Origin of the sequence: Micromonospora sp. LOL_015 (assembly GCF_048060275.1) — a bacterium.
Taxonomy (GTDB): Bacteria; Actinomycetota; Actinomycetes; order Mycobacteriales; family Micromonosporaceae; genus Micromonospora_E.
Genome location: NZ_JBHMIO010000002.1, coordinates 86,318 through 111,028 on the forward strand (window position 1 = coordinate 86,318; position 24,711 = coordinate 111,028).

Here is a 24,711-nt window from a genome sequence, read left to right on the forward strand (position 1 = left end):
GTCAGGCTGCCGGGGCCAGCACGACCGCGATCCTGTCCTCGGCGGCGAGCACCACCACCGCCGGCACGTCCCGCGAGGCGAGCGCCAGGTAGGCGATGACCCCGCTGCGGTCGTCGGCGGCCACGTCGATCACGGTCGCGTCGAACCGGGTGACCGCGTTCTCACTGGCGTTACGCGTCGGGGTGCCGACGAGGATCAGCTTGTCGCCGGGGTTCAGCTGCCGGGCCGGCACCTGGTCGGCCCGCAGTCCGATGGCGATCTGCTGCTGGTCCGGCCCGATCATCGGCTCGTTGGTCAGCTGCGCCGGAGTGAGCAGACTGCCGGGGACCAGGGCGACCGCTGCCCGCAGCCCGACGACCTGGTCGAGCTGGCTGGCCGGCACCGGCTTGATCGCCTGCCCACCGGCCACCTGGACGGTCACCAGGTCGTCGGCGGACAGCACCGTACCGACCGACACGTCCCGGGCGACGGCCAGGTAGGAGCCGGTGGACCGGACCGAAGTGAGCGCGAAGGCGGACCCGAGCCCGCCGAGGGCGATCAGCAGCACCGCCAGCCCGAGCAGGCCGGGCCGGACCCGTCGCTGCCGGACGATCTTCGGCGGGGTGACCGGGGCGTCGACGCCGCCCTGGCCGGTACGTGTCGTCGCCACGGTCATCGCCGTACCACCTGCAGTTCGTCGATCTCAATCTCGATGGGGTCGCTCGTCATCTGCTGGTTCGCGAAGACGCCCTGCTCGACCCCGTTGAAAGTCCAGGAGACCTTCCAGTCGACCGTGGCGACGATCCGGTAGCTGCCCGGCGTCGGGTAGCCGTCGTCGTAGCCGCAGCCAGGGTTCCAGGGGTTGTCGGCCACCGGGTCGTACGCGTCGAAGACCTCGTCCCGTTCGCAGCTGAAGCTGTCGCCGTTGCCCATGTTGAAGGTGATCTCGTCGACTTCGGCCACGACCCGGACGCTGACGTCGCGGTCCGCCTCGTCCTCATCAAGCGGCCCCCAGACGGCGTTGGACTCCTCGGACCACACCCAGACCGGCAGACCGACCAGGCCGGGCTTGTCCGGGTCGGGCGCGGTGTGGATGACCGGCTTCTCGAACTGGATTCGGGCGTACGCGCGGCGGCGCAGCTCGTACGGGTCCGGCGGCGCCCCATAGCCTGGCGGCGGGTCGGTGAGCCACTCCGGGTCCTGGGAGACCAGACCGGCGACGCAGCTGATCTGATACGCGGTTTGGCCGGGCTCAGCGCCCGGCGGCTGCGGCTCGGCCCGCATGTAGTAGCACCCGTTCTCCCGGTTGAACCAGCCGAGGACTTTGTCGTAGCAGGGCAGCTCGACGCCGTCGCGGTAGCAGGGCTCGGCTCCGCCGTCCCCACCGCCGCCGTCGCCGGGTCCGCCACCGCCGTCGTGACCGGGGCCGCCGGGGTTGCCCGGCCCCTCGACCCAGCCGTCGCATTCGGGTTGGGTGACCGCGCAGCCGCCGCCGGACGACTGGGCGGCAGCCGGTGCAGCGGCGGTCAGCCCGACAGCGGTCAGCAGGGCGACGAGGACCAGCCCGGCGAACCGGCGACGGTTGGTGGCGGCGACCCCGGTCAGCATGGCTGGTCCCGGTGCGAGAAGCCGCCGCTGATCAGCCAGCGACCGTCGTCGTAGCGGGTCGCGGTGGCGGTGGCCAGGTAGCGACTCACTTCGGTGCCGGGAACGACCGTGTCGGTGTCGTCGGCGTAGACCATCCGGTAATTCGTGGCGTCCAGGCAGTCCTGGATAACCACGGTTACCGGGACCGAATCCAGATTCACCTCGGTCACCGTCGGTTCGGAGATTAGCGAGCCGATCCGCATCGCGCCGTGCTCCTTCGCGTCTCGAATGCTCAGCCGGACCTGCGCCAGGAGCGGATCCGCCAGATACTTCTTCAACTCGGGGTGGTGGGGGTCGGCCGCGTGTTCGGCCTTCTCGGCGGCGGCGAGGTAGCCGTTGTACGCGGCGAGCGCGGCTTCGGCGGCCTCGGCGGCGGCCGGGTCGTCGGTCGCCGCCGGTACGCGCAGTGGTGGCAGGGTGGCGGACTGCTCGCTGGCGCAGCCGGCGAGTGCGGCAGCCGCGAGCACCGACGCGGCCAGCATCACCGCTGGCCAGGGGCGCTGACTTGGCCTCACGTCCGTCCTCCTCGGTGCCCGCCGGGCCGGCCAGGGTGGCGCAGGGCGACAAGCACTATTGCCAACATCGATGTGTTGGGGCGTTGCCGTACTGTCCGCTGGAATGATCCAGTGCTGCCTCCGGCTGGTCCGGCCAGGTGTCGACCGACGCATTTCCGCCGGTCGGTCGGATGTTTCCCGGCGGTAGTGCATCGCTCAAGGGGGGAGCATAGGCTGACGCCCGCGACAGCAACAGGGGCAATTCAGAACAATACTCAGGGTTACGATCTTCGAGTCCGGTCCCGATGGAGGTCGGTGCGATGCCCGGTCATTCCGATCACCGCCCTAAGACGCATCCGAGTACGTCTGTCAAGTGGGCGGCGGTGATCGAAAACCGACAGTCGCCATCGCGAATTGCCAGCCTGCGCCGGATTCTGTCCCATTTGGAAGTCGACGGCCAGCGCGACCGCTGCCAACCGGTGAGCCGACCACGGTGCGAGCCGAAACCGGTCGACCGGACTCCGCCAGGCCGGTCGACACCGAAAGTAAGCGATCATGAAAACACGGACCGTGACCGACGTCGCGGAGGCCGGGAGAGGGCGCAGGGATGATCACCGGTAACGAGCGCCCGATCGGGACCGAGTCGGCACCGGCCCCCGCCGGGCGACGGCCCGGCCAGGCCGGCAGGCTGCTCGGCGTACTGCTGGTGCTGCCCGTGCTGCGCCGGGCCGCCGCCGTCCACTCGGTGGCACCCGGCGAACCGTGGCGCACCGGTTGTCCACGGTGCGGCACGCCGCTCGGCGCGGCCGGCCGGGCGGGGTCACTGTCCCCCATGGCGTCGCTGTCCCCACTGGCCAGATGCGGCGGCTGCGGTGCCCGGGTCGGCCCGCCACCGTTCGCCGTCGAGGTGGTCGCCATCGCGGCGCTGGCAGCGTTGGTGTCCACCGGCCATCCCTGGCCGGTGGTTCTGGCGCTGATCTGGTGGGCGGCCTGGATGGTCCCGCTGGTCTTCGTCGACCTCGCGGTGCACCGGCTGCCGGACCGGCTCACCTACCCGGCCGCCGCCGGGACCTGGGCGCTGTTCGGCGCGGCGGTGCTGCTGGGTGAGCCGTCAGCGGCCTGGCTGCGGGCGGTCATCGCCGGTACGGGCGTCGCGGCGCTGTTCGCCGCCACCACCCTGGCTTTCGGCGCCAGGGGGTTCGGGCTGGGCGACGCCAAACTGGCGCTCAGCGTCGGCGCGGTGCTCGGCTGGTTCGGTTGGCCGATCGTGCTGCTCGGGCTGCTGGTCGCCTTCGTGGGCTCGGGCGGCGTGGCAGTGGTCCTGCTGGTCGCCCGGCGGATCCGGTGGACCCAGCAGCTACCGTTCGGGCCATTCCTGGTGCTCGGGGCCGTCGTCGGGGTGCTGCTGGCCAGTCGACTGCCGGCGGGCTGAGCACAACCTCACCCCGACTCACGCCGAAATGCAGATCCGCTCGACATGCTCGAAGATGTCCGCGTCGGTCTCCTGCTGCCAGGCTGGCAACGCGTCCCAGTCGGCCACGTACGACGGCTTCGGATCGTCGAAGTGCTTGTGGATCTGGGCGATCCAGCACAACGCCACAAAACGCCCCTTCTGCTCCCGGCTCAGCTTCGCTGTGCAACCGGAACTGACCTGCACGAAGTCGTGAATCTGGCCGAACACGGCCGAAGCGGCCTGTCGCTCCCATTCGGGGGTGGCCTCCCACGGGGCGACGTAACCGGGCTTCGGCTCGCCCGGATAATGCCGGAGCACCCCGGCTGTCCACGCCTCACGGAAGTGGCGACCCCGCTCGTCGGTCATGATCGGCCCTGATTCCTCTCGTCTCGTCATCAGATCATTTCGCCGTCAGGCTGCAGCCGTCAGCAGGCCGGTTATCCGGTCGTTCAGCTGTGCGACCTGAGCATCAGCCAACAGGGCCGGCGTGAGTTGGCGCTGGAAGCCCTGCACCTTCCGGCCCAGGTAACCGACGGAGTGGGTTTGCTCGGCGATGCCGACAGCTTCGCTGCCGTACCGGAGCATCCGATCGATGTCGGTACGTTGAGCGCTCAGCAATGCAAGATCGGCCAGGATGCCACCCCGACGACGCGGCGACATCGTACCGGCGCTGGCCGCAAAGAGCGCACGCTCGGCCAGATCGACCTGCCCCAATGCAAGGTGACAGGCGCCTCGCTCCTCGCATATCCGGCTTCCATCGAAACGCAGCCAGCCACCAGGACTGGCCAGGCCGTCGAGACCGTGCACCTGCTCAGCGGTATCCAAGGCGTGTTCGCAAGCTTCCCGGTCGCCCAGTCCTGCGAACGCCTGGGCCTGCACAGCTGCGACCCAATGGCGGGTGGACAGTTGACTATCGCCACGTTGGGCGATCCGTGCTGCGGCGTCGAGCACGGTCACGGCCCGGCTGTACTGCTGGTCGTACAGGTTGACAAACGCCTGCCGGGTCAAGGCGCAGGCCCAGCGGTCGTAGGAACGCGACTCACGACCCGCCGACGCCGCCAACGAGTAACAATGTGCAGCCTCGGCGTACTGGTCGGCGTCGAAAAAGATCTCGCCCGCCAGTTGGAACAGGTCGCATGCCAGCACGCACAGCCTGCGGTACTCGGCCCCCGTACGTGCCCGGTCGAGCCGGTCGACCAGCACGGCGGCCTGCTCCTGGACCAATGGGTAGACGAGGCGCTTGGGCCTGGTCAGCCCGAAGACCTGCCACAGGCGGGCGTTGAGTTCTACGTATTGATCCAGGTCACCGGCCTCATGAGCCAGGGTCGCCGGGAGCAGAGCCGCCCCGTGGCTTCCAGTTGGTAGTGCCGTGAGGGCACCCGCGACGCTTATCAGGCGGAGAAGTTCGCGGCGATGCATGTCGTCGAGTACACCCGTCGGCTCTGACCGGACCGGAACCGGGCCGGCGGCGGTTGGTCGAGGTGTAGGAACAGGAGGAGACAGGTCCTCGTCCCCACCCATTAGCCAGTGGTCGAGCTGCTCTGCCGTTACCTCCAGGATCTTGCACAGCTTCAACCGCGTATACGGATAGGGGGTGGTGACGCCGTGTTCGAGTCGGGCGATCGTCGTACGGTCCACGCCGATCTTCTCGGCGAGAGTCTCCTGGCTGAAACCGAGCGCCTTCCGACGCTCGACGAACCGGCGGCGCTTGACTGCCACAGGCACCTCCGCCCTTTGAAACTCCCGTTCCAGCGTACGGGAGGCTGCGCTTGACTGAGCCGTCCGGTCGCCCCAGATGCGTCACAGATGCCTCGGAAGCACTCGGGCCCAGTATCGTGCTGACGGATTTCAGAGGCGGCGGATGACCAGCCCTGGCTTGACGTCCGAGGCAACCGACAGGTGCGCGATGTCCTCCGGGTCACTGGTGAAGACGATCCCGCCGCAGGCAAGCGCGATGGTGACCACGCTGGCATCGACCACGTCACGCGTACCGGCCTTCCCGCACAGCACCCCGGCCGATTCGGCCAGTTCCAGACCGACTGGCACGATCTCGCAGCTGCTCAGGAACCGTCCGAGCTGGACCTGACGGCGGGTGTCTCGCCAGGCATGGCCGACCACGACGGAAGGGACGAGCAGACGCCGCCCTTCCTCCACGGCCAGATGGTGTATCGCCCAGATCCGTCGGTCATTGCTGTCGATCGCCAGCAGCACCCCCGTGTCGTAGACGTGAGGGATGGTCACGCGGCCGCCCGACCGGGCGCGCTGAGCGCCTGGGCGTCGGCGGCAGCCATCTCCGCACGTGCCGCAGCGATCTCTTCTACGGCGAACGCACCGCGCTCGGCCTGCCAGTCGGCGACCAACCGCCGCCCGACCCGCCGCCGGAGCTCACTTTCCGCAGCGCTCGCCACCAGCCTCGACAAGGGGACGCCAACGTCGCGGGCAGCCTCGCCGAGCGCCTCGACCAGTTCCTCGGGGAGGGTCACAGTGATCTTCTTGGCCGCCATACGTACACCAATAGCGATATGGCAGCACCTGAGGCGAGTGCTGCCGCCCTCCCGGCCCGTTCGCCACCTGCGGACCGGGGCAGGATGGAGTGCATGGGCAGGGCGAACGAGCGGCGCACCGTACTGCGGATCGACGTCGGCGGTGGGTCGACCCGGCAGGTCCGTCGGATGGACACGATTTCCGGGGAGGAGCCGCTGGAGATCCGGGTCGGCCCCGCCGGCGCGGCGCGGCGTCCCCCGCTGGCCGTCACCATGCGTACGCCGGGAAACGACATCGACCTCGCGATCGGCTTCCTGCTGACCGAGGGTGTGATCGGGGCCGCCGAGGACGTGGTGACCGCCCAACTGTGCGCCGGCACCGACACACCGAACACGTACAACGTGGTCGACGTGACGCTCGCCGGGCACGTTCCGCCGCCGCAGACCGACCCGGCCCGCAACTTCTACACCACCAGCTCCTGCGGGGTGTGCGGCAAGGCGAGCATCGACGCCGTACGCACCCGGTCCCGGTTCGACGTGGCCGCCGACCAGGCGACGTTCAGCCCGCGGACCCTGGCCGGTTTGCCGGACCAGCTGCGCGCCGCCCAGCAGGGCTTCGACCGCACCGGTGGGCTGCACGCCGCCGGCCTGTTCACCGCCGACGGGCAGCTCCGGGTGGTACGCGAGGACGTCGGCCGGCACAACGCCGTCGACAAGCTGATCGGCTGGGCAGCCCGGGAGGACCTGCTGCCGCTGCGCGGTCATCTGCTGCTGGTCTCCGGGCGGGCCAGCTTCGAGCTCACCCAGAAGGCGTGGATGGCCGGCATCCCGGTGCTCGCGGCGATCTCCGCCCCGAGCAGTCTGGCGGTCGCCCTCGCCGAAGAAGCGGGGATGACCCTGGTCGGGTTCCTGCGCGGATCGACGATGAACGTCTACGCGGGCGCCGACCGCCTCACCGACTGAACCCGACGCTGGCGGTCGCCGTACGGCCCGCCGGACTCCGCGTGCCCAATAAGTTCACGTCTGTCGCCGGTTCTCCTGGATCCAGCGCTCGACGTCCGACTTCAGCCACACCGAACCCATTGCGAGGACCGCGACCGGGTCGGGAAAACCCTTGCGTCGAGGGATGGATCTGGCTGACCTGATACGTCATCGACCGCCACGGCAACGCCGCCGACCGGCGGGAGATCTTCGTCCAACGCCACGGACTCTACCGACTACCCCGGCGCGCAGAAACCTGACCATCGACCCAATCGATCAAGGGAGAAGAATGATCACCGAGATGATCCGTGACTGGTGGCTGCGGCGGCTCGACTGGCGCTTCGGCCGGTCGACGGCCTCCCAGCGGCTGCACCACCTGCGCCGCGAGGTGCGGCGACAGCGGCAGACGACGTCGGCCCGCCACCGCCGACTCGACGGCAACCGGGGACACCACTGGTCCACCGAGGCGACCGAACTGGTCCCACCCTGCGCCTGCGGATGACCTACAACCAGCAACTCGGCTACCAGGTCCTCGCGCACGGCTCTACCTGACCGGCTCACGCGCCGATGTGAGGCTGAGATACCTATCGACCAAGGGATTAGGTATCTCAGCCTCGCATCGGCAAACAACGCCGGGGTGCCTTCCCCCGCCCTGTGATCCGCAGGAGGCCCGGCGGGATGCGGGCGCGGCGACGGACCGAGTGGGGCCGTCGGGCGATCCGACTCGGGCAAGCCGCCGGGCACCCGGCCGGGAGGCCGAAGTATCCACGTAAGGCATCTGATGACCCACTGCCACGCGTTGGCGAAGTGCACAGCCTGAGCAAGGCCGGCTGGGCGTAGGGCGACCGCGCGGACAAGGGCGCGACCTCGTGAAGTGCGCCGCGTATCCCCGCAAGATTCCAGCGGTGTCTATGCTCGGCCCTGAACAGCGCAGACAGCCTCGGATCGGAGACGGGGACATGCAGGTCGCCGAAGTCTTGGATGTGCTCGAAGCACTGTTCCAGGCCAGCAAGCACCCGGACATCACCGACGTCCGTCGGTACGGGCAGGACACCGAGCCCGGCGGCAATTCGCCAGCCGGGGTACGGGTCTACTACTCGACGGGATCGACCGGCATGCTGTGGGCGGCCGTCGGCAAGCCCACACCGACACCGGCGTCGTTGCCGGCCGAGTTGCCCGCACCTCGCGAGCGGGCGCGTCGCACGCTCGCGTTCGCCGTACAACTGCTGGACTTCGCCCGCCCCGAAGAGTTCACCTCGTGGGAGCCGTGCGTCTTCACCGGGGTGCACATGTCCCCGGCCGGTGTGAAGATCACCTGCCGGGACGGCGGCGCCGTCTTCCTCCGGGCGACCGCCACCACCGGGCCGGGCGGCATCGCGGGTGAGCCGAACGAGGACCCGCACCCGGACTACCAGATTCCGGAAGGAGTCCGTTCATGGCGTCAGGAGGTAGGTGCTCGGTCTGCGGTCAGCAGGTGACCACCGCCCCCGGCCAGCCCGCACCGCTTGCACCAGAGCCCGGCAAGCCGGACCAGATGTGCCGGATCGGGGCGCCTACGTCCTGACACCGGCGCGACCGCGGAAGACCCCGGGGCGAGCCCGGGGTCTTCCGCGTCATGCCATGCCCGCGCGGAGCGGGTTCACGGGCGGCGTCGGCCAGCGGGGCGGGCCCGGTCGAGCCGCTCGCCGTCGGGTCGACGGCGCGCGCGGGTGTCCGACCGGCCCTTACGCCCGTTGCGGTCCGGCTTGGGCCACGGACCCAGCGCCGCCGGTGGGATGCCGCGGACCAGCACGTCGTCCATCAGTTTGGCCATCGAGTAGCCGGGTTCGACGTCGAGTGCCCGGTCGAGGGCGACCCGGGCCAGGGCTCCGTTGCCGGCCCGCCAGGCGGCGAAGGCCAGCAGGCTGGCCGGCCCGGCGGCGAGCTCCGGCTCGGCCCGGCGGGCGACGTCCTGCCAGAAGGTGACCTGCCACAGCTCGTCGGTGACCCGCTCCCAGGCGTAGTCGCGCACCTCCAGGTCGGTCAGCAGCAGACTGAGCCAGGCGATGTCCTCGTCGGTCGGGGCGATGCCCCGGCCCTGCCGTTCCAGCAGCAGCCGTACCGTCTTCTCCCCGGCCCGGCGCAGGGTGCGGGCACCGAGCAGGTCGGCCGGCGGGGCGTGGTCGACCAGCGCGGAGCGGCGGGTCCGGGCGCGTTCGGTGGCGGCCCGCATCGCCGCCCGGGCCGGGCCGGTGACCGGTTCCACCTGGCGGCGCAGCGCGGCCCGGTCAGGCAGGGCGACCTGCCCGGCGACGGTGGCCGCGACCGCGACCGGGTTGATCTCGGCGTCAAAACGGTGGCCCTCCGGCGGGCAGCAGGTCGGATCGTCGCAGAAGGAGGACCAGTAGCGACCGTCGGCCACCCGCAGCGCGTCGAGCAGCACGGTGCCCTGTCTGCGCAGCGCGTCGGTGGTGTCCCGCAGGACCGGGTCGACGGTGTCGGCCGGACCGTAGCCAAGCACGACGGCGGCGCTGACCTGCTGACGATCGACGATAGAGGTCAGCTGGGCGGTTGCCGCCGCGCGGACGTCGGCCGGGACCGTGGCGTCGGGCAGGTCGGCGCGGGCGGCGATGACGACCGTGTGGTCGCGCATCCCGACCACCACCACGCTGTCGGCGGGGTGGAAGCCGATCAGGTAGGGCACGGCGGCGATCAGGTCGGCCGGCTCGCGGACGGTGAGCGCGGCGCCCTGGACCGTCCCGGCAGCCGGATCAGCAGCAGGGTCGGCGGCCGGGTCGGGAACGGAATCGGGGGTGGGTACCGGTTCGGTAGGTGTCATGCCGGAGACTGTCGCGCCGGACGGTGACCGGAAGTGGCCGTCCCGACCCGACCTGTGGACGACACGCCGGGTTATCCACAGGCACGCAGAGTAGTTTCCCTGGTGGCGGCGTTTCTGCTCACTACCGGTTGCGCCACCGAGCTGGACGGCGGGTGGCGCGGGTTACCGTGCCGCCATGGATCTGGCGTACCTGCGGGCCCACCCGGAGCACCTGCCGACCTTCCTCACCCATCAGCGGATCCGGGAGACGCCGGTCTCCGGCGGGTCGATCTGCGCGGCGAGCCGGCTCACCCTCGACGACGGCAACTCGGTGTTCGCCAAGTCCTGGCCGGAGCGGTCCGCCAGGCCGCTGCCGGACGGCCTGTTCGCCGCCGAGGCGGCCGGGTTGCGTTGGCTGGCCGCCGCCGGCGGGGCACCGGTGCCGGAGGTGCTGGTGGCGCTGCCGCAGCTGCTGGCCCTGGAGTGGGTCGAGCCGGGCGAGCCGGACGTGGCCGCTGCCGAGCGGTTCGGCCGGGAGCTGACAATCACCCATCGGGCCGGCGCGGCCGGGTTCGGGGCGGACTGGCCGGGGTTCGTCGGCGCGCTGCCGCAGGACAACGAACTGGTGACCGACCGGCCCTGGTCGGCCTGGTTCGGACAGTGCAGGCTGCTGCCGTACCTGCGGATGTCGGTCGACAACGGCGCGCTCACCGCCGCCGAGACCGGCCTGGTCGAACAGGTGGTCGACAACATCGACGGGTACGGCGGCGACGAGCCGCCCGCTCGGATCCACGGCGACCTGTGGCCCGGCAACCTGCTCTGGGGCGCGGACGGGCGCTGCCGGCTGGTCGACCCGGCGGCGCACGGCGGGCACCGGGAGACCGACCTGGCGCAGCTGGCGCTGTTCGGCGGCGCCCCGCACCTGGACCGGATCCTCGACGCCTACCAGGAACAGTGGCCGCTGGCCGACGGGTGGGCGGCCCGGGTGCCGGTGCACCAGCTGCATCTGCTGCTGGTGCACACCGCTCTGTTCGGGGCGGCGTACCGCTCGGCCGTCGCGGACGCGGCACGCGACGCGCTGCGATCCTGACGCACCGGCGCCCTGCGATCCTGACGCACCGGCGCGCTACGGTCGGCGCATGGCATCGAGCGCACGGCCCGTCGACGGCCGGCTCACCGATCGGTACGGGCGGGTCGCCACCGACCTTCGGGTGTCCCTGACCGACCGGTGCAACCTGCGCTGCTCCTACTGCATGCCGCCGGAGGGTCTGCCCTGGCTGCCCGGCCCGGACATCCTGACCGACGACGAGGTGACCCGGCTGATCGGAGTCGCGGTGCGTCAGCTCGGGGTGACCGAGGTGCGGTTCACCGGCGGCGAGCCGCTGCTGCGCCCCGGGCTGACCGGGATCGTCGCCGCCGCGGCGGCGCTGCGGCCCCGGCCGGTGCTGTCGCTGACCACCAACGGGATCGGGCTGGACCGGTTGGCGCCCGGCCTGCAGGCCGCCGGCCTGGACCGGGTGAACGTGTCGTTGGACACCCTCGACCCGCAGCGGTTCGCCCAGTTGGCGCACCGCCGGCGGCTACCGGACGTGCTCGCCGGGCTGGCCGGCGCGGCGGCGGCCGGGCTGACCCCGGTCAAGATCAACGCGGTGCTGCTGCGCGGGGTCAACGACGACGAGGCCCCGGCGCTGCTGCGGTACGCCCTGAGCCACGGCTACGAACTGCGCTTCATCGAGCAGATGCCGCTGGACGCGCAGCAGTCCTGGGACCGCGACCGGATGGTCACCGCCGCCGAGATCCTCGACCGGCTGCGGGTCGAGTTCACCCTGCTGCCGGATCCCGCCGAACGGGGTGCCGCACCGGCCGAGACCTGGCTGGTGGCCGGCGCCGAGCGGTCGGACGGCAGCCCGGCCAAGGTCGGGGTGATCGGCACGGTGACCCGGCCGTTCTGCGGTGACTGCGACCGGACCCGGCTCACCGCCGACGGGCAGGTACGCGACTGTCTGTTCGCCCGAAAGGAGTCGGACCTGCGTGGCGCGTTGCGGTCCGGGGCCGACGACGACGAGTTGGCGCAGCGGTGGCGACGGGCGATGGCCGGGAAGTTGGCCGGGCACGGCATCGACGATCCGACGTTCCTGCAGCCGGCCCGCCCGATGTCAGCGATCGGCGGCTGACCGTGGGCGACCCGACACGGGATGAAGCCGAGCAATCGGTGACGGTGCGTTACTTCGCCGGGGCGCGGGCGGCGGCCGGGCGGACCGCCGAGTCCGTTCCGGCCGGGCTGGACCGGGCCGGGCTGGTGGCCGAGCTGACCGGTCGGCACGGCGACCGGCTGGGTCGGGTGCTGGCGGTGGCGAGTTTCCTGGTCGACGGCGTCGTCTGGCATGATCGTCACACACTGTTGCCGGCCGGTGCCACGGTCGACGTGCTGCCACCGTTCGCCGGCGGCTGAGGAGGGCCGCGTCCGTGCTCGCCGTACTCGGGTTCGTCGCAACGCTGACCCTGATCACCGGCCTGATCCACTGCTACCTCTGGTGGCGGCTGGTCCGGGACACCACCCGGCCGGGGCGGTGGCGACGGGCCGGCACGCTGCTGGCCGTCGGGTTGGCGGTCCTGGTGCCGGTGACCATGGTGAGCACCCGGTCCGCCGGGATGTCCTGGCTGGCCTGGCCCGGCTACGTCTGGCTGGCGGTGATGTTCTACCTGCTGGTCGTCCTGCTGGTGCTGGAGCCGCCGATGCTGGTGGCCCGGCTGGCCGGCCGGGCCCGCAGCCGCCAGCCGAGCAGAGTGGCCACGGTGCCGGTGACCGTACCGGCCGAGACGTCCGCCCCACCGCCGGCCGAGCTGCCCGGCGGCCGGCCGGCCGACGATTCGGTGCCGGACCCCGGCCGGCGACTGCTGCTCGCCCGCGGTGCCGCCATCTTCGCCGGGCTGACCGCGACCGGCGTCACCGGCTACGGCATCCGGACGGCGCTCGGCCCGCCCCGGCTGGACCGGGTGCAGGTGCCGATCGCCCGGCTGCCCCGGGCCATGGACGGCCTGCGCATCGCCACTGTCTCGGACATCCACATCGGTCCGCTGACCGGGCCGGGGCACACCGCCCGGATCGTCGAGCTGATCAACAGCCTGGACGCCGACCTGGTCGCGGTCGTCGGCGATCTGGTCGACGGCACCGTCACCGAGCTCGGCGGCACCGCCGCCCCGCTGGCCGACCTGCGCGCCCGCTACGGCAGTTTCTTCGTCACCGGCAACCACGAGTACTACTCCGGCGCCGAGGAATGGGTCGCCGAGGTGGACCGGCTCGGCCTGCGGGTGCTGGTCAACGAACGCCGGGAGATCGTCACCCCGGGCGGGGTGCTCGACCTGGCCGGGGTGAACGATCCGACCGCGGAGACCGCGCGGCCGGCCGGGCAGATTGCCGAGGGGTCCGGGCCGCTGGCCGGCCCGGACTACGACCGGGCGCTCGGCGACCGGGACCCGGACCGTCCGGTGGTGCTGCTCGCCCACCAGCCGGTGCAGGCCCACGAAGCCGCCCGCTACGGCGTCGACCTGCAACTGTCCGGGCACACCCACGGCGGTCAGATCGCCCCGTTCAACCTGGCGGTACGGCTGGTGCAACCGGTCGTGTCCGGCCTCGCCACGGTCGACGGCACCCAGGTCTACGTCACCAACGGCGCCGGGTTCTGGGGTCCGCCGGTGCGGGTCTGCGCGCCGCCACAGGTCTCCCTGGTCGAGCTGCGCAGCGAATAGGAGCGCAACGGGTCAGCCGGCGGCGAGTGAGAGTCACGTCTCGCGGGTTTCCGCGCGTGGCGACACGCCGGGCGGCCCGGTCACGTGACAGGATGCGGCGTGCCCCCGTACCGCGCCGTGCCCTCTCCCGGCTCCGCCACGGGACCCGGGCCCTTCATCGCCGACCTGCACATCCACTCCCGGTACTCGCGTGCCTGCAGCCGGGACCTGAACATGTCGAACCTGGCCTGGTGGGCCCGGCGCAAGGGCGTCAGCCTGCTCGGTACCGGAGACTTCACCCATCCGGCGTGGTTCGAGCATCTGCGTGAGTCGCTGCGCCCGGCCGAGCCTGGCCTGTACCGGCTCAGCCCGGAGGCCGAACGGGACGTCGCCCGCCGGCTGCCGCCCCGGCTGGCCAGCGCGGCCGAGACCAACCCGGTGCGGTACATGCTGAGCGTCGAGATCTCGACGATCTACAAGCGTGGGGACCGGACCCGCAAGGTGCACCATCTGATCTACCTGCCGGATCTGGACGCGGTGGCCCGGTTCAACACGGCGCTGGGCCGGATCGGCAACCTCGGCTCCGACGGCCGGCCGATCCTCGGGCTGGACTCCCGCGACCTGCTGGAGATCACCCTGGAGGCGAGCGCGGACGGCTATCTGGTGCCGGCGCACATCTGGACGCCGTGGTTCTCCGCGCTCGGCTCCAAGTCCGGCTTCGACGCGATCGCCGACTGCTACGCCGACCTGGCCGGGCACATCTTCGCCGTCGAGACCGGGCTGTCGTCGGATCCGGCGATGAACTGGCGGGTGTCCAGCCTCGACGGCTACCAACTGGTGTCGAACTCCGACGCGCATTCGCCGCCGGCGCTGGCCCGGGAGGCCACTGTGCTGGACAGCGCGCTGGACTACTACGCGGTACGTGAGGCGCTGCGCACCGGCGACGGGCTGGTCGGCACCATCGAGTTCTTCCCCGAGGAGGGCAAGTACCACGCCGACGGGCACCGCAACTGCGGCGTCAACTGGGCTCCGGAGCAGACCCGGCAGGCCGCCGGTCGCTGCCCGCAGTGCGGAAAACCGCTCACCGTCGGGGTGCTCAGCCGGGTCGAGGATCTCGCCGACCGGCCCGACGGGCACCGGCCGGCCAACGCCAAGCAGGTCACCCACCTGGTGGCGCTGCCGGAGATCGTCGGCGAGATCAACCAGGTTGGTGCCCGGTCGAAGACCGTCGAGGGCCAGGTGGTCAACCTGGTCGCCGTGCTCGGCCCCGAACTGGACATCCTGACCAAGGTGCCGGTGGACGACATCCGGCGGGCCGGCGGCGAACTGCTCGGTGAGGCGATCGCCCGGCTGCGTCGCGGCGAAGTCCGCCGGGTGCCGGGCTACGACGGCGAGTACGGGGTGATTACCCTGTTCGCGCCCGGTGAGCTGGCCACCGGTGGTGGTGCCGGTCAGCCGGAGGCGCTGTTCGACCTACCCGTGCCGGCGCAGCGCCCGGCCGACGGGCCGATGGCCGCCGACGAACCGGCACCAACCGGTGCCCGACGCGGCGGACAGTCCAGGGCCGGGGCCGGCCGGTCCAAGGCCGGGGCCGGCCGGTCCGGTTCCGGTGGGCGGCCGACGCGGCCGGGCCGGGCCGGGCGGTCCGGGCAGGAGCCGGCGGCACCGCCGATCCCGCCGCCACCGACGCCGTCCCCGCACGAGCCGTTCGAGCCGATGCTGGCCGGCATGGAGGAGGTCGGCACCGGGCTGCTGGACCGACTCGACGCGATGCAGCGGGTCGCCGCGTCCGCGCCGGGCGGGCCGCTGCTGATCGTCGCCGGGCCGGGTACCGGCAAGACCCGGACGCTGACCCACCGGATCGCGTACCTGTGCGCCGAGCTGAACGTCTTCCCGGAGCGCTGCCTGGCGATCACCTTCACCCGCCGGGCCGCCGAGGAGCTTCGCCACCGGCTCGACGGACTACTCGGCCCGGTTGCCGAGGACGTCACCGTGGCCACCTTCCACTCGCTGGGGTTGACGATCCTGCGGGAGAACCCGAAGGCGGCCGGGTTGCCGGCGACGTTGCGCATCGCCGACGACACCGAGCGGGAGCGGGCCCGCGCCGAGGCCGGCGAGGACGATGCCACGTACGTAAAGCTGCTGCGCGCGGCCGGCCTGGTCGATCTGGACGAGCTGGTCACCCTGCCGCTGCGGCTGCTGCGCGAGGACCAGAAGCTGGTGGCCCGCTACCGGGACCGCTGGCGGTGGATCTTCGTCGACGAGTACCAGGACGTCGACGCCGACCAGTACGAGCTGCTGCGGCTACTCAGCCCGGCGGACGGCAACCTGTGCGCGATCGGCGACCCCGACCAGGCAATCTACTCGTTCCGGGGGGCAGACGTCCGCTACTTCCTGCGCTTCTCCGAGGACTTCGTCGACGCCCGGCTGGTCCGGCTGGCCCGCAACTACCGGTCAGCGGCCCCGATCCTGGCCGCCGCGGTGCAGGCCATCGCGCCCAGTTCGCTGGTCCGCGGCCGGCGGCTGGAGCCGGCCCGGCTGGATCCGCAGGCGCCGTTGATCGGGCTCTACCCGGCTGGCACGGCCGCCGACGAGGCGACGTTCGTGGTGCGTACGGTCGACGAACTGGTCGGCGGGATCTCGCACCGCTCGTTGGATTCCGGGCGGATCGACGGGCACACGTCGTCGGTGTCGTTCTCCGACATCGCCGTGCTGTACCGCACCGACGCGCAGTCCGGCCCGATCGTGGACGCACTGACCCGGGCCGGTGTCCCGGTGCAGAAGCGGTCGCACAACCGGCTGCGGGACCGGCCGGGGGTGACGGCGATCGCCCGCGAGCTACGGCACGCCGGTGGTGGGCTGGACGGTTCGCTGGCCGCCCGGGTCCGGCTCGCTGGGCAGGTGCTGGCCGACCGGCTCACCACGCCGACGCTGGACGTGCCGGCCGGTCCGCAGCTGTCGCCGGCGGACATCTGGTCCGCGGCGGAGCTGCTCACCCCGCTGGCCCGCCGCTGCGGCGACGACCTGCCGATGCTGCTGTCCCAGTTGGAGACCGGCGCCGAGGTGGACGCGCTGGACCCACGGGCCGAAGCGGTGACCCTGCTCACCCTGCACGCGGCGAAGGGCCTGGAGTTTCCGGTGGTCTTCCTGGTCGGCTGTGAGGACGGCCTGCTACCGCTGCGCTTCCCCGGTACTACGCCGACCGACGACGACGTCGCCGAGGAGCGGCGGCTGTTCTTCGTCGGCCTGACCCGGGCCCAGGACCGGCTCTACCTCTCGCACGCCCGCCGCCGGGTCCGGCACGGCAGCGAGCGGGAGACCCGGCCGACGCCGTTCCTGGACGCGATCGACGCGGGGCTGTTCGACCGGCTCGGCGACGAAGGGCCGCGCCGTCCCAAGGACCGCCAGCTGCGCCTGCTGTAGGGGCTGGTCGGACCGCCGCCGGCCCGGTCACTCGCAACTGCCGGACCTGGTGCGTCGTCCGGCCATCCGGTGGTTGGCCGGTGGTTGGCCGGCGGTTGGCGCGCTTCGGGGAGGTGAGCTGCTGGGGTGCTCACGCTACGGTGACGTTTGTCATCGCCGACCCGAGCGGACAGCCGGGGCCGGAACCGCCGCGCAGGAGGACAGGAAATGTCGCAATACGGACCGCCCGGCGGGCCGTACCCGGGTGAGCAGCCAGACCGGTGGCCCGAGCATCGGCAGCCGTCGGAGCCGTACCGGGAGCCGTCCGATCCCTGGGGCGGGCCGCCCGGTCCCTGGGGTGACGCGCCTACCGAGGCACCGGGCCAGCAGTGGCCCGGCGGTGCGCAGCCGGACTGGTCGACCGGGCAGCCTCCGCCCGCCGATCCCGACTGGCAGGGGTACGGGCAGCACACGTCGGCCGGCGACCAGAACTGGCAGTCGCCGAACCAACCGGCCCAGGGCTGGACCGGGGCCGACGATCAGGCGTGGCAGCAGCCGGGCGGGGGCCAGGCGTGGCAGCAGCCGGGCGGGGGCCAGCAGCCGTACTCCGACGGCAGCCAGCAGCACCCGGCCGCCACACCAGCGTGGGAGCCGGCGGCGGAGCCACGCCGGTCCGGGCGCGGTGGGCTGAGCGGCGGGCTACTCGCCGTGTTGATCGGTCTGACGGTGCTGCTCTGCGGGGGCGGCGCGGCCGGCATCTACGTTCTGACCCGCGAACAGACGCCGGACACCGGGGTGGAGTTGACGGCACCGACTACCGAGCCGGACGAGGCGCCGTCCACGGCCCCGTCGGAGCAGCCCGAGCCGACGGCCGAGATCGACCAGCCGAGCCCCACTCCGACGCCGACCTCGTCAAACGACGCCCGGTTCGTCGATGTAGGGCAGTGTGTCCGCAACGAGGCCGAGGCGGAGGAGGAGACGCCGGTCCTGACGATCACGGATTGTGACTCCGGCGCGTACGAAGTACTCGCCCGCTTCGATGGTGTGACCGACGGCGAAGAGGACGCCAAGACGAAGTGCGCGGACGTCGAGGGCTACACCAACTGGTATTTCTTCAACAGTCAGCTCGACGCCCTGGATTTCGTGCTCTGTCTCAGGCAGCGGTGAACTGACCGGTGAGGCTGCCGCTGGATGGCAGCCGTTGGTTACCGTTCCGGTAGCACAGTTGATCCGCTGGACCCCTGCCCGGCGGGTGAGGTTCGTGCCAGGCGGGCAGCGTTCCGCCTGATCCAGCGACGACGCTAGGGAGATCATGTCCAGCTACGGTCCGCCGGGCTACCCCGGTCCGGGACAGCCCGACGACCCCGCCGGTCAGTCCGGTTACCCGCCTCCGGGCTCCGCTTACCCGCCTCCGGGCTCCGCTTACCCGCCTCCGGGTTCCGGTGCCCCTGATCCGACCACGCCCTACTCCTCGCCGTACCAGCCCGGCGGCTACCCACCGCCGACTTCCGGTGGCGGCGCCTACCCACCACCGCCGACCTCGGGTGGCGGTGGCTACCCGCCACCGCCCGGATCGGGTGGTGGCTTCCCACCGCCACCGCCGCCGGGTTGGGGTCCGCCGCCCGGGGTGCCCGGTGCCCCACCGCCGAAGAAGTCACGCACCGGGCTCATCATCGGGCTGGTGATCGGCGCGGTGGTGTTGCTGCTGCTGCTCTGCGGCTGCGGTGTGATCGGGTTGTTCGCGTTGGCCGACAGCGGCACCTCGACCGCCAGCGAGGAATTGCCGACGGTCGACGTTTCGACCGGCACGCCCGACGATCAGCAGGGCGAGGACTCCAGTTCGCTGCCGCCGCCCGACAGCGGTCTCGACCTGGTCGTGGTCGGCGACTGTGTGGTCAACGACGGTTCCGACGAGGACGCGGTGCTGCGCAAGGTTGCCTGCGATCCGGGCACCTTCGAGGTGCTGGCCCGCATTCCGCTGACCACCGACACGGAACGCTGTGACGATCCGATTTTCGGCCACCCGGACACCGACACCACCTACACGCACGACACCGGTGAGCAGCTGCTCAACTACGTGCTCTGCATGAAGGAGCTCTGACCGGGAACCGCTATCGACCGATGACTAGGGCTCTCTAGCTGTCACGCTAGAGAGCCCTAGTCATTGCTCGACGGTCCGACAGGGGCTCGGCGGGCAGCTCGGCCGAGGTGTCGGCGGACGTCGGCCGACACGATCGGGACCTATACCCGGTTCTAGCCCAAACGCTAGACGGCCCGATACGGTGCCAGCCATGGATCCGATCCGGAATCCGTACGCCCCCGGCGCCGGCCAACGTCCGCCCGAGCTGGCCGGCCGCGGCCGCGAGCTGGACGTCTTCGACGTGATCCTGGAACGCATCGCCCGGGGCCGCCCGGAGCGCAGCCTGATGCTCACCGGCCTGCGCGGGGTGGGCAAGACCGTCCTGCTCAACGCGCTCCGGTCGCAGGCCATCGCGCGGCTCTGGGGCACCGGCAAGATCGAGGCCCGGCCGGACCAGTCGCTGCGCCGCCCGGTTGCCGCCGCACTACACATGGCGGTACGCGAGCTCGCGCCCCGGCACCGGGCACCCGAGCGGATCGACGACTTTCTCGGCGTACTGAAGGCCTTCGCGATGCGTGCGAACCCGCCGGCCGCCGGCGGACGTGGCAACGCCCGGCCTCGGCTGCGCGACCGCTGGCAGCCGGGCATCGACGTGCCGGCGGCGACCGGGCGGGCCGACTCCGGCGACATCGAGATCGACCTCGTGGAGCTGTTCACCGACGCCGCCGCGGTGGCCACCGACGTCGGCACCGGGATCGCGCTGTTCATCGACGAGATGCAGGACGTCGACGCGACCGACGTCTCCGCGCTCTGTGCGGCCTGTCACGAGTTGTCGCAGCTCGGCGGGCCGCTGATCGTCGTCGGAGCCGGGCTGCCGCACCTGCCTGCGGTGCTCTCCGCCGCCAAGTCCTACTCCGAACGGCTGTTCCGCTACCAGCGGATCGACCGGTTGGACCGGGTCGCCGCCGACCAGGCGCTCACCGCGCCGGCCGCCCGCGAGCAGGTCGAGTACGAGGCGAAGGCGCTCGACCTGCTCTACGACAAGTCCGGCGGATACCCGTACTTCGTACAGGCCTACGGCAAGGCCACCTGGGACCATGCTCCGCGCTCGCCGATCACCGCCGCCGACGTGCGGGTTGCCGCGCCGGAGGCGGAAGCGGAACTCGCGGTCGGGTTCTTCGGGTCCCGGTTCGAACGGGCCACCCCGGCGGAGCGCGAGTACATGCGGGCGATGGCCGTGCTCGCCTCGGCGACCCCGGGGGACGGCCCGGCACCGGCCGTCGAGGGATACCACGACGAAACGAGCGATGGACCACTGGACCCGGCGGCGACGGCGGACATCGACCCGGCGGTGCCGACCGCCGAGATCGCCCGATCCCTCGGCCGGAAACCGGCCAGCTTGTCCCCGGCCCGGGATGCCCTGATCAAAAAGGGGCTGATCTACTCAGGCGAGCGCGGCACGGTCGCGTTCACCGTGCCGCACTTCGGCCGGTACCTGCGCACCCAACCCGGTTGACCACGCCCGGTGCGGCCCGGCAACCTTGCCGCGATGCGACAGCTCACCGGTTTGCCGGGTAACAGACCGCCCGACCGGGTATGACAGGGAGCATGAGACCCGTACGCACCACTGCCCGCGCTCTGCTCAGCGGCATCTTCATCGTCAGCGGCGCCCGTGCGGTGGCCAGCCCCGCGCAGTACGCCGACCGGGCGAAGACGGTCACCGACCGGGTCGCTCCGATGATCGAACGGGCCACGCCCCGACTGCCGACCGACACCGAGAGTCTGGTCCGGCTGCACGGTGCCACCCAGCTCGCCGGTGGCCTGCTGTTAGCGACCGGTCGGCTGACCCGGCCAGCCGCAGCGGTGCTGGCGGCCTCGCTGGTGCCCACCACGGTGGCCGGTCATCCATTCTGGTCGGCGACGGAACCGACCGAACGACAACTCCATCAGGTGCACTTTTTCAAGAATCTGGGCCTTTTGGGCGGGCTGCTGCTCGCTGCTGCGGATACTGAGGGTCGGCCGGGTCTACGCTGGCGGACCAGCCGGGCCGTCCGGCAGAGCCAGCGCTCGGTGCGGCGGAGCCGACGGTCGGTGCGGCGTGCGGTGCACTCGGCGCGGCGGGACGCCCGGATCGCGGTCCGGTCCGCCGCCACCGCCCGGCTGATCTGTAGATCCGGCCGAACGGCGACCCGAACGATGGGCGGTAGATATCGGACTTCAGTGTGCAGTGGGCACCGAAGACCACGAAAGAGATAGAAGACAGCACACAGCGTTAACGTGGTGGAAATGTCGCGAACTAGTGTGGGATCGGACACGGTAGGGTAACGCGCCCGCCGCCGGACGCCGCTGCGTTCTAGGCTCGGACGGGCACTGAGCAGACTCTGCATTCAACGACCGGGGGTGGGTAGATCATGGTGGCGGACGTCCGATCCCGGGTCCGTCGTCTCGCCCCACTGGGTCGACGTCGTCCGGCGCCGCTGAGCCGCCTGGTTCGCGACGTCGAGCGCGGCACGCTCGTGCGCCTCGGCCTCGTCGCGCTGGCCTGCTACGCCGCCTGGTACGCGATCGGCATGTTCGGCCGGCCGTACAACTTTTTCGACATGCGCATCTACCACGGCGCGATCACGTGGTGGGCCAACGGCGGCGACCTGTACGCATTCATCGCACCGGAAACCACCCTGGGCTTCACCTATCCACCATTCGCCGGCCTCACCATGCTGCCGATGGCGGTGGTTCCGATGATCACCGCCGGCTGGCTCAACGTCGCATTCGGTATCGCCGCCCTCACCGTCGTGCTGGCGGTGCTACTCGGCCCGATCGCCGACCGCTGCGGCTGGCCGCGCTGGTTCACCGTCGGTCTCGCGGTGCCCCTCGCCGTGGCCATCGAACCGTCCCGGGAAACCCTCGGTTACGGGCAGGTCAATCTGCTACTGTTCGGCCTGATCATCGCCGACCTGGTCGCGTTGCGCTGGCGTGCCGCGCCCACGCCGCACCGGCTGGGCACCGGCGGCCCACTGCGCCGAATCTTCTTCAGCGGCATCTGGGCCGGCGTCGGCATCGGCTTGGCCAGCTCGATCAAGCTGACTCCCGCCCTGTTCATCGTCTACCTGCTGATCACCAAGCAGTGGCGGGCGGCCACCACCGCGATCGGCACCGCCGCCGCGGTCACCGTCGGCGCGATGATCGTCGCCGCCGACGAGTCGGCCGCCTACTTCACCTCGGTGCTGTGGGACACCGGCCGGGTCGGGGTGTCGGACATGACCCCGAACCAGTCGCTGGCCGGCCTGCTGGCCCGGCTCTACGACTCGATGGAGACCCCCGGCCTGCTCTGGATCTCGTTCGCCCTGCTGCTGCTGGCGCTTGGGCTGTCCCGGGCCGCGCACGCCCACGCGGACGGCGACGAGTTGACCGCATTCACCCTGATCGGCCTCACCGCCAACGTGATCAGCCCAATCAGCTGGTCGCACCACCTGGTCTTCGTGATCCCGGCGATCATCGTGCTGGCCGACGCGGCGCTGCGGCGACGCAGCGCCAGCAAGGGGCTGATCTCGCGGCGCACCTACCCGCCCACTGGTGCCGGCATCAGCGGCGTGGCCGGGCTACGGACCCCGATCTGGTTCCCCGCCCTCACCGGGATGCGGCACGCCACCGCTGCCATCGCGCTCTACCTGCTCTTCCTGGTGTCGCCGATCTGGCCGTACGAGCACCAGTTGCCGCAGGTCTCGCACTACCATGACGGCCTGTTCGGCGTACTGATGGAGAACTCACTCGCCCTGGCGCTGATCGCGCTCGTCGCGGCGCTGCCCTGGCGGCCCGGAGCCGAGCCGGCGTTCTACACCGACCCGCGACCGCAGATCCGGCACCGCCAGCCGGCTGCTCCGACCGGCACCGGGCAGCCCGACGCCCGAACCTCCGGTCAGGTCAGGGGCAGTTGACCCACTCCTCGGTGCCGTCGGCGAAAATCTGCCGCTTCCAGATCGGCAGCCGGGCCTTCGCCTCGTCGACGAGGCGGGCGCAGGCGGCGAAGGCCGCCGCCCGGTGCGCGGTGCTGACCGCCGCCACCAGGGCCACCTCACCGATGGCAAGCGGCCCCAGCCGGTGCGACACGGCGACGGCGTGCACCGCCGGATCGGCGGCCACCTCGTCGGCGACCTCCCGCAGCACGTCCTCGGCGCTGGGATGGCCCTCGTACTCCAGGCTGAGCACCGACCGGCCGTGGTCGTGGTCGCGGACCACGCCCTGAAAGGACAGCACCGCGCCGGCCCGTGGGTCGGCGACCGCCGCCTCGTGGGCGGCCAGGTCGAGCGGTTGCGAGGTCACTGACACCAGAACGACAGGTCGGGTGGTCGGGACGGTCACGGCAGACGCTCCCCGGGCAGCAGTGGCAACGGTACGACGGGCACCTCGTCGTCGGGGCGGCCGTCGCCGCCCGGCGGGATCACGGCGAAGCCGGCGGCGGCGGCCAGCCCGCGCAGCATCGCCGACCCGACGTGCCGCAGCGGGTACGCGGCACGGTTCACCGAATCGATCCGCACCAGGGCGAGGTGGGTGAAATCACCACGGCCCGGCACCTCCGCCCCCAGCCGGTGCCGGGGCAGGGTCGGCAGCGGCCTGCCCTGCAACCCGGCGAGCAGCGGCGCGACCAGTGACACCAGGGCGACGATCGCGGACTGCGGGTTGCCGGGCAGCCCGGCGACGAACCGGTCCCGCCCGTCGGCACCGGTCACCCGGGCGACCAGCATCGGGAACCCGGGTCGGACCGCGACCGTGTTGACCACGTACTCGGCACCGAGCTCGGCCAGCGCCGGATGCAGGTGGTCCACCGGACCGTGCATGGTGCCGCCCGTGGTGCAGACCAGATCGGCGCCGGCCAGCGCCGACCGCAGCCCGTCGACGTGTGCGGCGAGGGTGTCGGCGACCGGCCCGGTCACCTCCTCGGCAGGCAGTTCGCAGCCGTACCGGCGCAGCCACCCGGGCACCGCCGGGCCGAGCGCGTCGCGCACCCGACCGGCGCCGGGTGGCCCGGTGTTCAGCAGTTCGTCGCCGAAGACCAGCAGGCCGGCCCGGATCCGCTGATACACCGGCAGGTCGTCGTAGCCGCAGGAGGCGGCGAGACCGATCACCCCGGGGTCGACCGGCGTACCGGCCGCCAGCAGTTCCTCGCCAGCCGACGCCTCCTCGCCGGGCGAGCGCCACTCCGGCTGCGGCCGCGGCTCGCCGCGTACCAGCCCGGTGTCGTCTCGCGTCGACTCCTCGACCCGCAGCACACTGGTGGCCCCGGCGGGGACCATCGCGCCGGTGGCGATCTGCACCGCGGTGCCGTCGTCGGACAACTCCGGCGGCACTCCGCCGGCCAGCACCCGGCCCACCACCCGCCACGGGGCACCGCCGCGCACCGCCCAGCCGTCGACACTGGCGGTACGGAAGGCCGGCAGGTCGGTCAGGGCGGTCAGCGGCGCGGCGAGGGTGGTCCCGTCGGCCTGCGGCAACGGCAGCCGGACCGGCGGGCGGCGCGCGGCCCGGCCGGCGGCGTGCACCAGGGCGCGGGCCTGCCCCCAGTCGACGGGTGGGTGCCCGGCGGCCGGGGCGGCCCTGCCGGTCGTCGGTTCGGCGCTCACCGACCGAGCCTATCTGCCGGCCAGGTGTGCGGCCGGGGTGCGGTGGTG

The 24,711-nt window shown here is 71.8% G+C and carries 23 protein-coding genes and 1 pseudogene; 14 read left to right on the forward strand and 10 right to left on the reverse strand.

Features of this window, described 5'->3' with window-relative positions; all coding sequences use genetic code 11:
• Nucleotide 1: 1 nt before the first annotated feature.
• From ACFHWU_RS02845 to ACFHWU_RS02855, 3 genes are read right to left on the reverse strand one after another with little or no spacing between them, the layout of a single operon-like run.
• The gene (locus ACFHWU_RS02845) at nt 2-655 is read right to left on the reverse strand and encodes an SAF domain-containing protein (protein WP_416550834.1); all 654 of its coding nucleotides are present in this window, start codon (nt 653-655) and stop codon (nt 2-4) included.
• On the reverse strand, nt 652-1,587 hold the full coding sequence (locus tag ACFHWU_RS02850; RefSeq protein WP_416550835.1) for a hypothetical protein: 936 nt from the start codon (nt 1,585-1,587) through the stop codon (nt 652-654). Before ACFHWU_RS02850 ends, ACFHWU_RS02845 begins: the two co-directional genes overlap by 4 nt.
• Nucleotides 1,581-2,108, reverse strand: a complete 528-nt coding sequence (locus ACFHWU_RS02855; protein WP_416551093.1) for a hypothetical protein — start codon at nt 2,106-2,108, stop codon at nt 1,581-1,583. Before ACFHWU_RS02855 ends, ACFHWU_RS02850 begins: the two co-directional genes overlap by 7 nt.
• Before the next feature lie 619 nt (nt 2,109-2,727).
• Here ACFHWU_RS02855 and ACFHWU_RS02860 point away from each other — a divergent pair.
• On the forward strand, nt 2,728-3,552 hold the full coding sequence (locus ACFHWU_RS02860; protein WP_416550836.1) for a prepilin peptidase: 825 nt from the start codon (nt 2,728-2,730) through the stop codon (nt 3,550-3,552).
• An 18-nt stretch (nt 3,553-3,570) separates the two neighbouring features.
• Here the strand turns inward: ACFHWU_RS02860 and ACFHWU_RS02865 are convergent, their stop codons facing one another.
• The 4 genes from ACFHWU_RS02865 to ACFHWU_RS02880 form a co-directional block, all read right to left on the reverse strand.
• Nucleotides 3,571-3,939 carry a hypothetical protein gene (locus tag ACFHWU_RS02865; protein WP_416550837.1) on the reverse strand — a complete coding sequence of 123 codons (369 nt, stop codon included), beginning with the start codon at nt 3,937-3,939 and terminating at the stop codon, nt 3,571-3,573.
• A 45-nt stretch (nt 3,940-3,984) separates the two neighbouring features.
• The gene (locus tag ACFHWU_RS02870) at nt 3,985-5,292 is read right to left on the reverse strand and encodes a helix-turn-helix transcriptional regulator (protein WP_416589748.1); all 1,308 of its coding nucleotides are present in this window, start codon (nt 5,290-5,292) and stop codon (nt 3,985-3,987) included.
• 129 nt (nt 5,293-5,421) lie between these two features.
• Nucleotides 5,422-5,784 (reverse strand): type II toxin-antitoxin system VapC family toxin, encoded by a 363-nt coding sequence (locus ACFHWU_RS02875; RefSeq protein WP_416550839.1) that lies wholly within the window; start codon nt 5,782-5,784, stop codon nt 5,422-5,424.
• 26 nt (nt 5,785-5,810) lie between these two features.
• Nucleotides 5,811-6,056, reverse strand: a complete 246-nt coding sequence (locus ACFHWU_RS02880; protein WP_416550840.1) for a hypothetical protein — start codon at nt 6,054-6,056, stop codon at nt 5,811-5,813.
• A gap of 114 nt (nt 6,057-6,170) precedes the next feature.
• On the opposite strand from ACFHWU_RS02880, the gene fdhD reads away from it, so the two are divergent.
• The 3 genes from fdhD (at nt 6,171) to ACFHWU_RS02895 (ending at nt 8,515) form a co-directional block, all read left to right on the forward strand.
• Nucleotides 6,171-7,019 carry a formate dehydrogenase accessory sulfurtransferase FdhD gene (gene fdhD / locus ACFHWU_RS02885; protein ID WP_416550841.1) on the forward strand — a complete coding sequence of 283 codons (849 nt, stop codon included), beginning with the start codon at nt 6,171-6,173 and terminating at the stop codon, nt 7,017-7,019.
• A 307-nt stretch (nt 7,020-7,326) separates the two neighbouring features.
• Nucleotides 7,327-7,539, forward strand: a complete 213-nt coding sequence (locus ACFHWU_RS02890; protein WP_416589749.1) for a hypothetical protein — start codon at nt 7,327-7,329, stop codon at nt 7,537-7,539.
• A 457-nt stretch (nt 7,540-7,996) separates the two neighbouring features.
• Complete coding sequence (locus tag ACFHWU_RS02895) at nt 7,997-8,515, forward strand: hypothetical protein (protein WP_416589751.1); 519 nt, start codon at nt 7,997-7,999, stop codon at nt 8,513-8,515.
• A 161-nt stretch (nt 8,516-8,676) separates the two neighbouring features.
• Here the strand turns inward: ACFHWU_RS02895 and ACFHWU_RS02900 are convergent, their stop codons facing one another.
• Nucleotides 8,677-9,855: a DUF4192 domain-containing protein gene (locus tag ACFHWU_RS02900; RefSeq protein WP_416589752.1), complete on the reverse strand. Its 1,179-nt coding sequence runs from the start codon at nt 9,853-9,855 to the stop codon at nt 8,677-8,679.
• A 175-nt stretch (nt 9,856-10,030) separates the two neighbouring features.
• On the opposite strand from ACFHWU_RS02900, the gene ACFHWU_RS02905 reads away from it, so the two are divergent.
• The 10 genes and pseudogenes from ACFHWU_RS02905 (at nt 10,031) to ACFHWU_RS02950 (ending at nt 22,980) form a co-directional block, all read left to right on the forward strand.
• Nucleotides 10,031-10,924 carry a fructosamine kinase family protein gene (locus ACFHWU_RS02905; protein WP_416550845.1) on the forward strand — a complete coding sequence of 298 codons (894 nt, stop codon included), beginning with the start codon at nt 10,031-10,033 and terminating at the stop codon, nt 10,922-10,924.
• 49 nt (nt 10,925-10,973) lie between these two features.
• On the forward strand, nt 10,974-12,008 hold the full coding sequence (gene moaA / locus ACFHWU_RS02910) for a GTP 3',8-cyclase MoaA (protein WP_416550846.1): 1,035 nt from the start codon (nt 10,974-10,976) through the stop codon (nt 12,006-12,008).
• Between the two features lie 38 nt (nt 12,009-12,046).
• Nucleotides 12,047-12,286: a MoaD/ThiS family protein gene (locus ACFHWU_RS02915; RefSeq protein WP_416568032.1), complete on the forward strand. Its 240-nt coding sequence runs from the start codon at nt 12,047-12,049 to the stop codon at nt 12,284-12,286.
• Nucleotides 12,287-12,300: 14 nt separating this feature from the next.
• Complete coding sequence (locus ACFHWU_RS02920) at nt 12,301-13,584, forward strand: metallophosphoesterase (RefSeq protein WP_416589753.1); 1,284 nt, start codon at nt 12,301-12,303, stop codon at nt 13,582-13,584.
• A gap of 99 nt (nt 13,585-13,683) precedes the next feature.
• Nucleotides 13,684-16,986, forward strand: a complete 3,303-nt coding sequence (locus tag ACFHWU_RS02925) for a UvrD-helicase domain-containing protein (RefSeq protein WP_416568034.1) — start codon at nt 13,684-13,686, stop codon at nt 16,984-16,986.
• Nucleotides 16,987-17,193: 207 nt separating this feature from the next.
• Complete coding sequence (locus ACFHWU_RS02930) at nt 17,194-18,132, forward strand: LppU/SCO3897 family protein (protein ID WP_416589754.1); 939 nt, start codon at nt 17,194-17,196, stop codon at nt 18,130-18,132.
• Nucleotides 18,133-18,277: 145 nt separating this feature from the next.
• On the forward strand, nt 18,278-19,066 hold the full coding sequence (locus ACFHWU_RS02935) for an LppU/SCO3897 family protein (RefSeq protein WP_416550850.1): 789 nt from the start codon (nt 18,278-18,280) through the stop codon (nt 19,064-19,066).
• A gap of 190 nt (nt 19,067-19,256) precedes the next feature.
• Complete coding sequence (locus ACFHWU_RS02940; RefSeq protein WP_416550851.1) at nt 19,257-20,561, forward strand: ATP-binding protein; 1,305 nt, start codon at nt 19,257-19,259, stop codon at nt 20,559-20,561.
• Between the two features lie 92 nt (nt 20,562-20,653).
• Nucleotides 20,654-21,205, forward strand: a pseudogene (locus ACFHWU_RS02945) (DoxX family membrane protein); the annotation flags it as partial.
• 251 nt (nt 21,206-21,456) lie between these two features.
• Nucleotides 21,457-22,980: a glycosyltransferase 87 family protein gene (locus ACFHWU_RS02950; protein ID WP_416550853.1), complete on the forward strand. Its 1,524-nt coding sequence runs from the start codon at nt 21,457-21,459 to the stop codon at nt 22,978-22,980.
• On the opposite strand, the gene ACFHWU_RS02955 is transcribed toward ACFHWU_RS02950, so the two are convergent.
• Nucleotides 22,967-23,374, reverse strand: coding sequence for a molybdenum cofactor biosynthesis protein MoaE (locus ACFHWU_RS02955; RefSeq protein ID WP_416551095.1), 408 nt, complete (start codon nt 23,372-23,374; stop codon nt 22,967-22,969). The genes ACFHWU_RS02950 and ACFHWU_RS02955 overlap by 14 nt on opposite strands.
• Before the next feature lie 26 nt (nt 23,375-23,400).
• Nucleotides 23,401-24,663, reverse strand: a complete 1,263-nt coding sequence (locus ACFHWU_RS02960; protein WP_416550854.1) for a molybdopterin molybdotransferase MoeA — start codon at nt 24,661-24,663, stop codon at nt 23,401-23,403.
• Between the last annotated feature and the right edge of the window lie 48 nt (nt 24,664-24,711).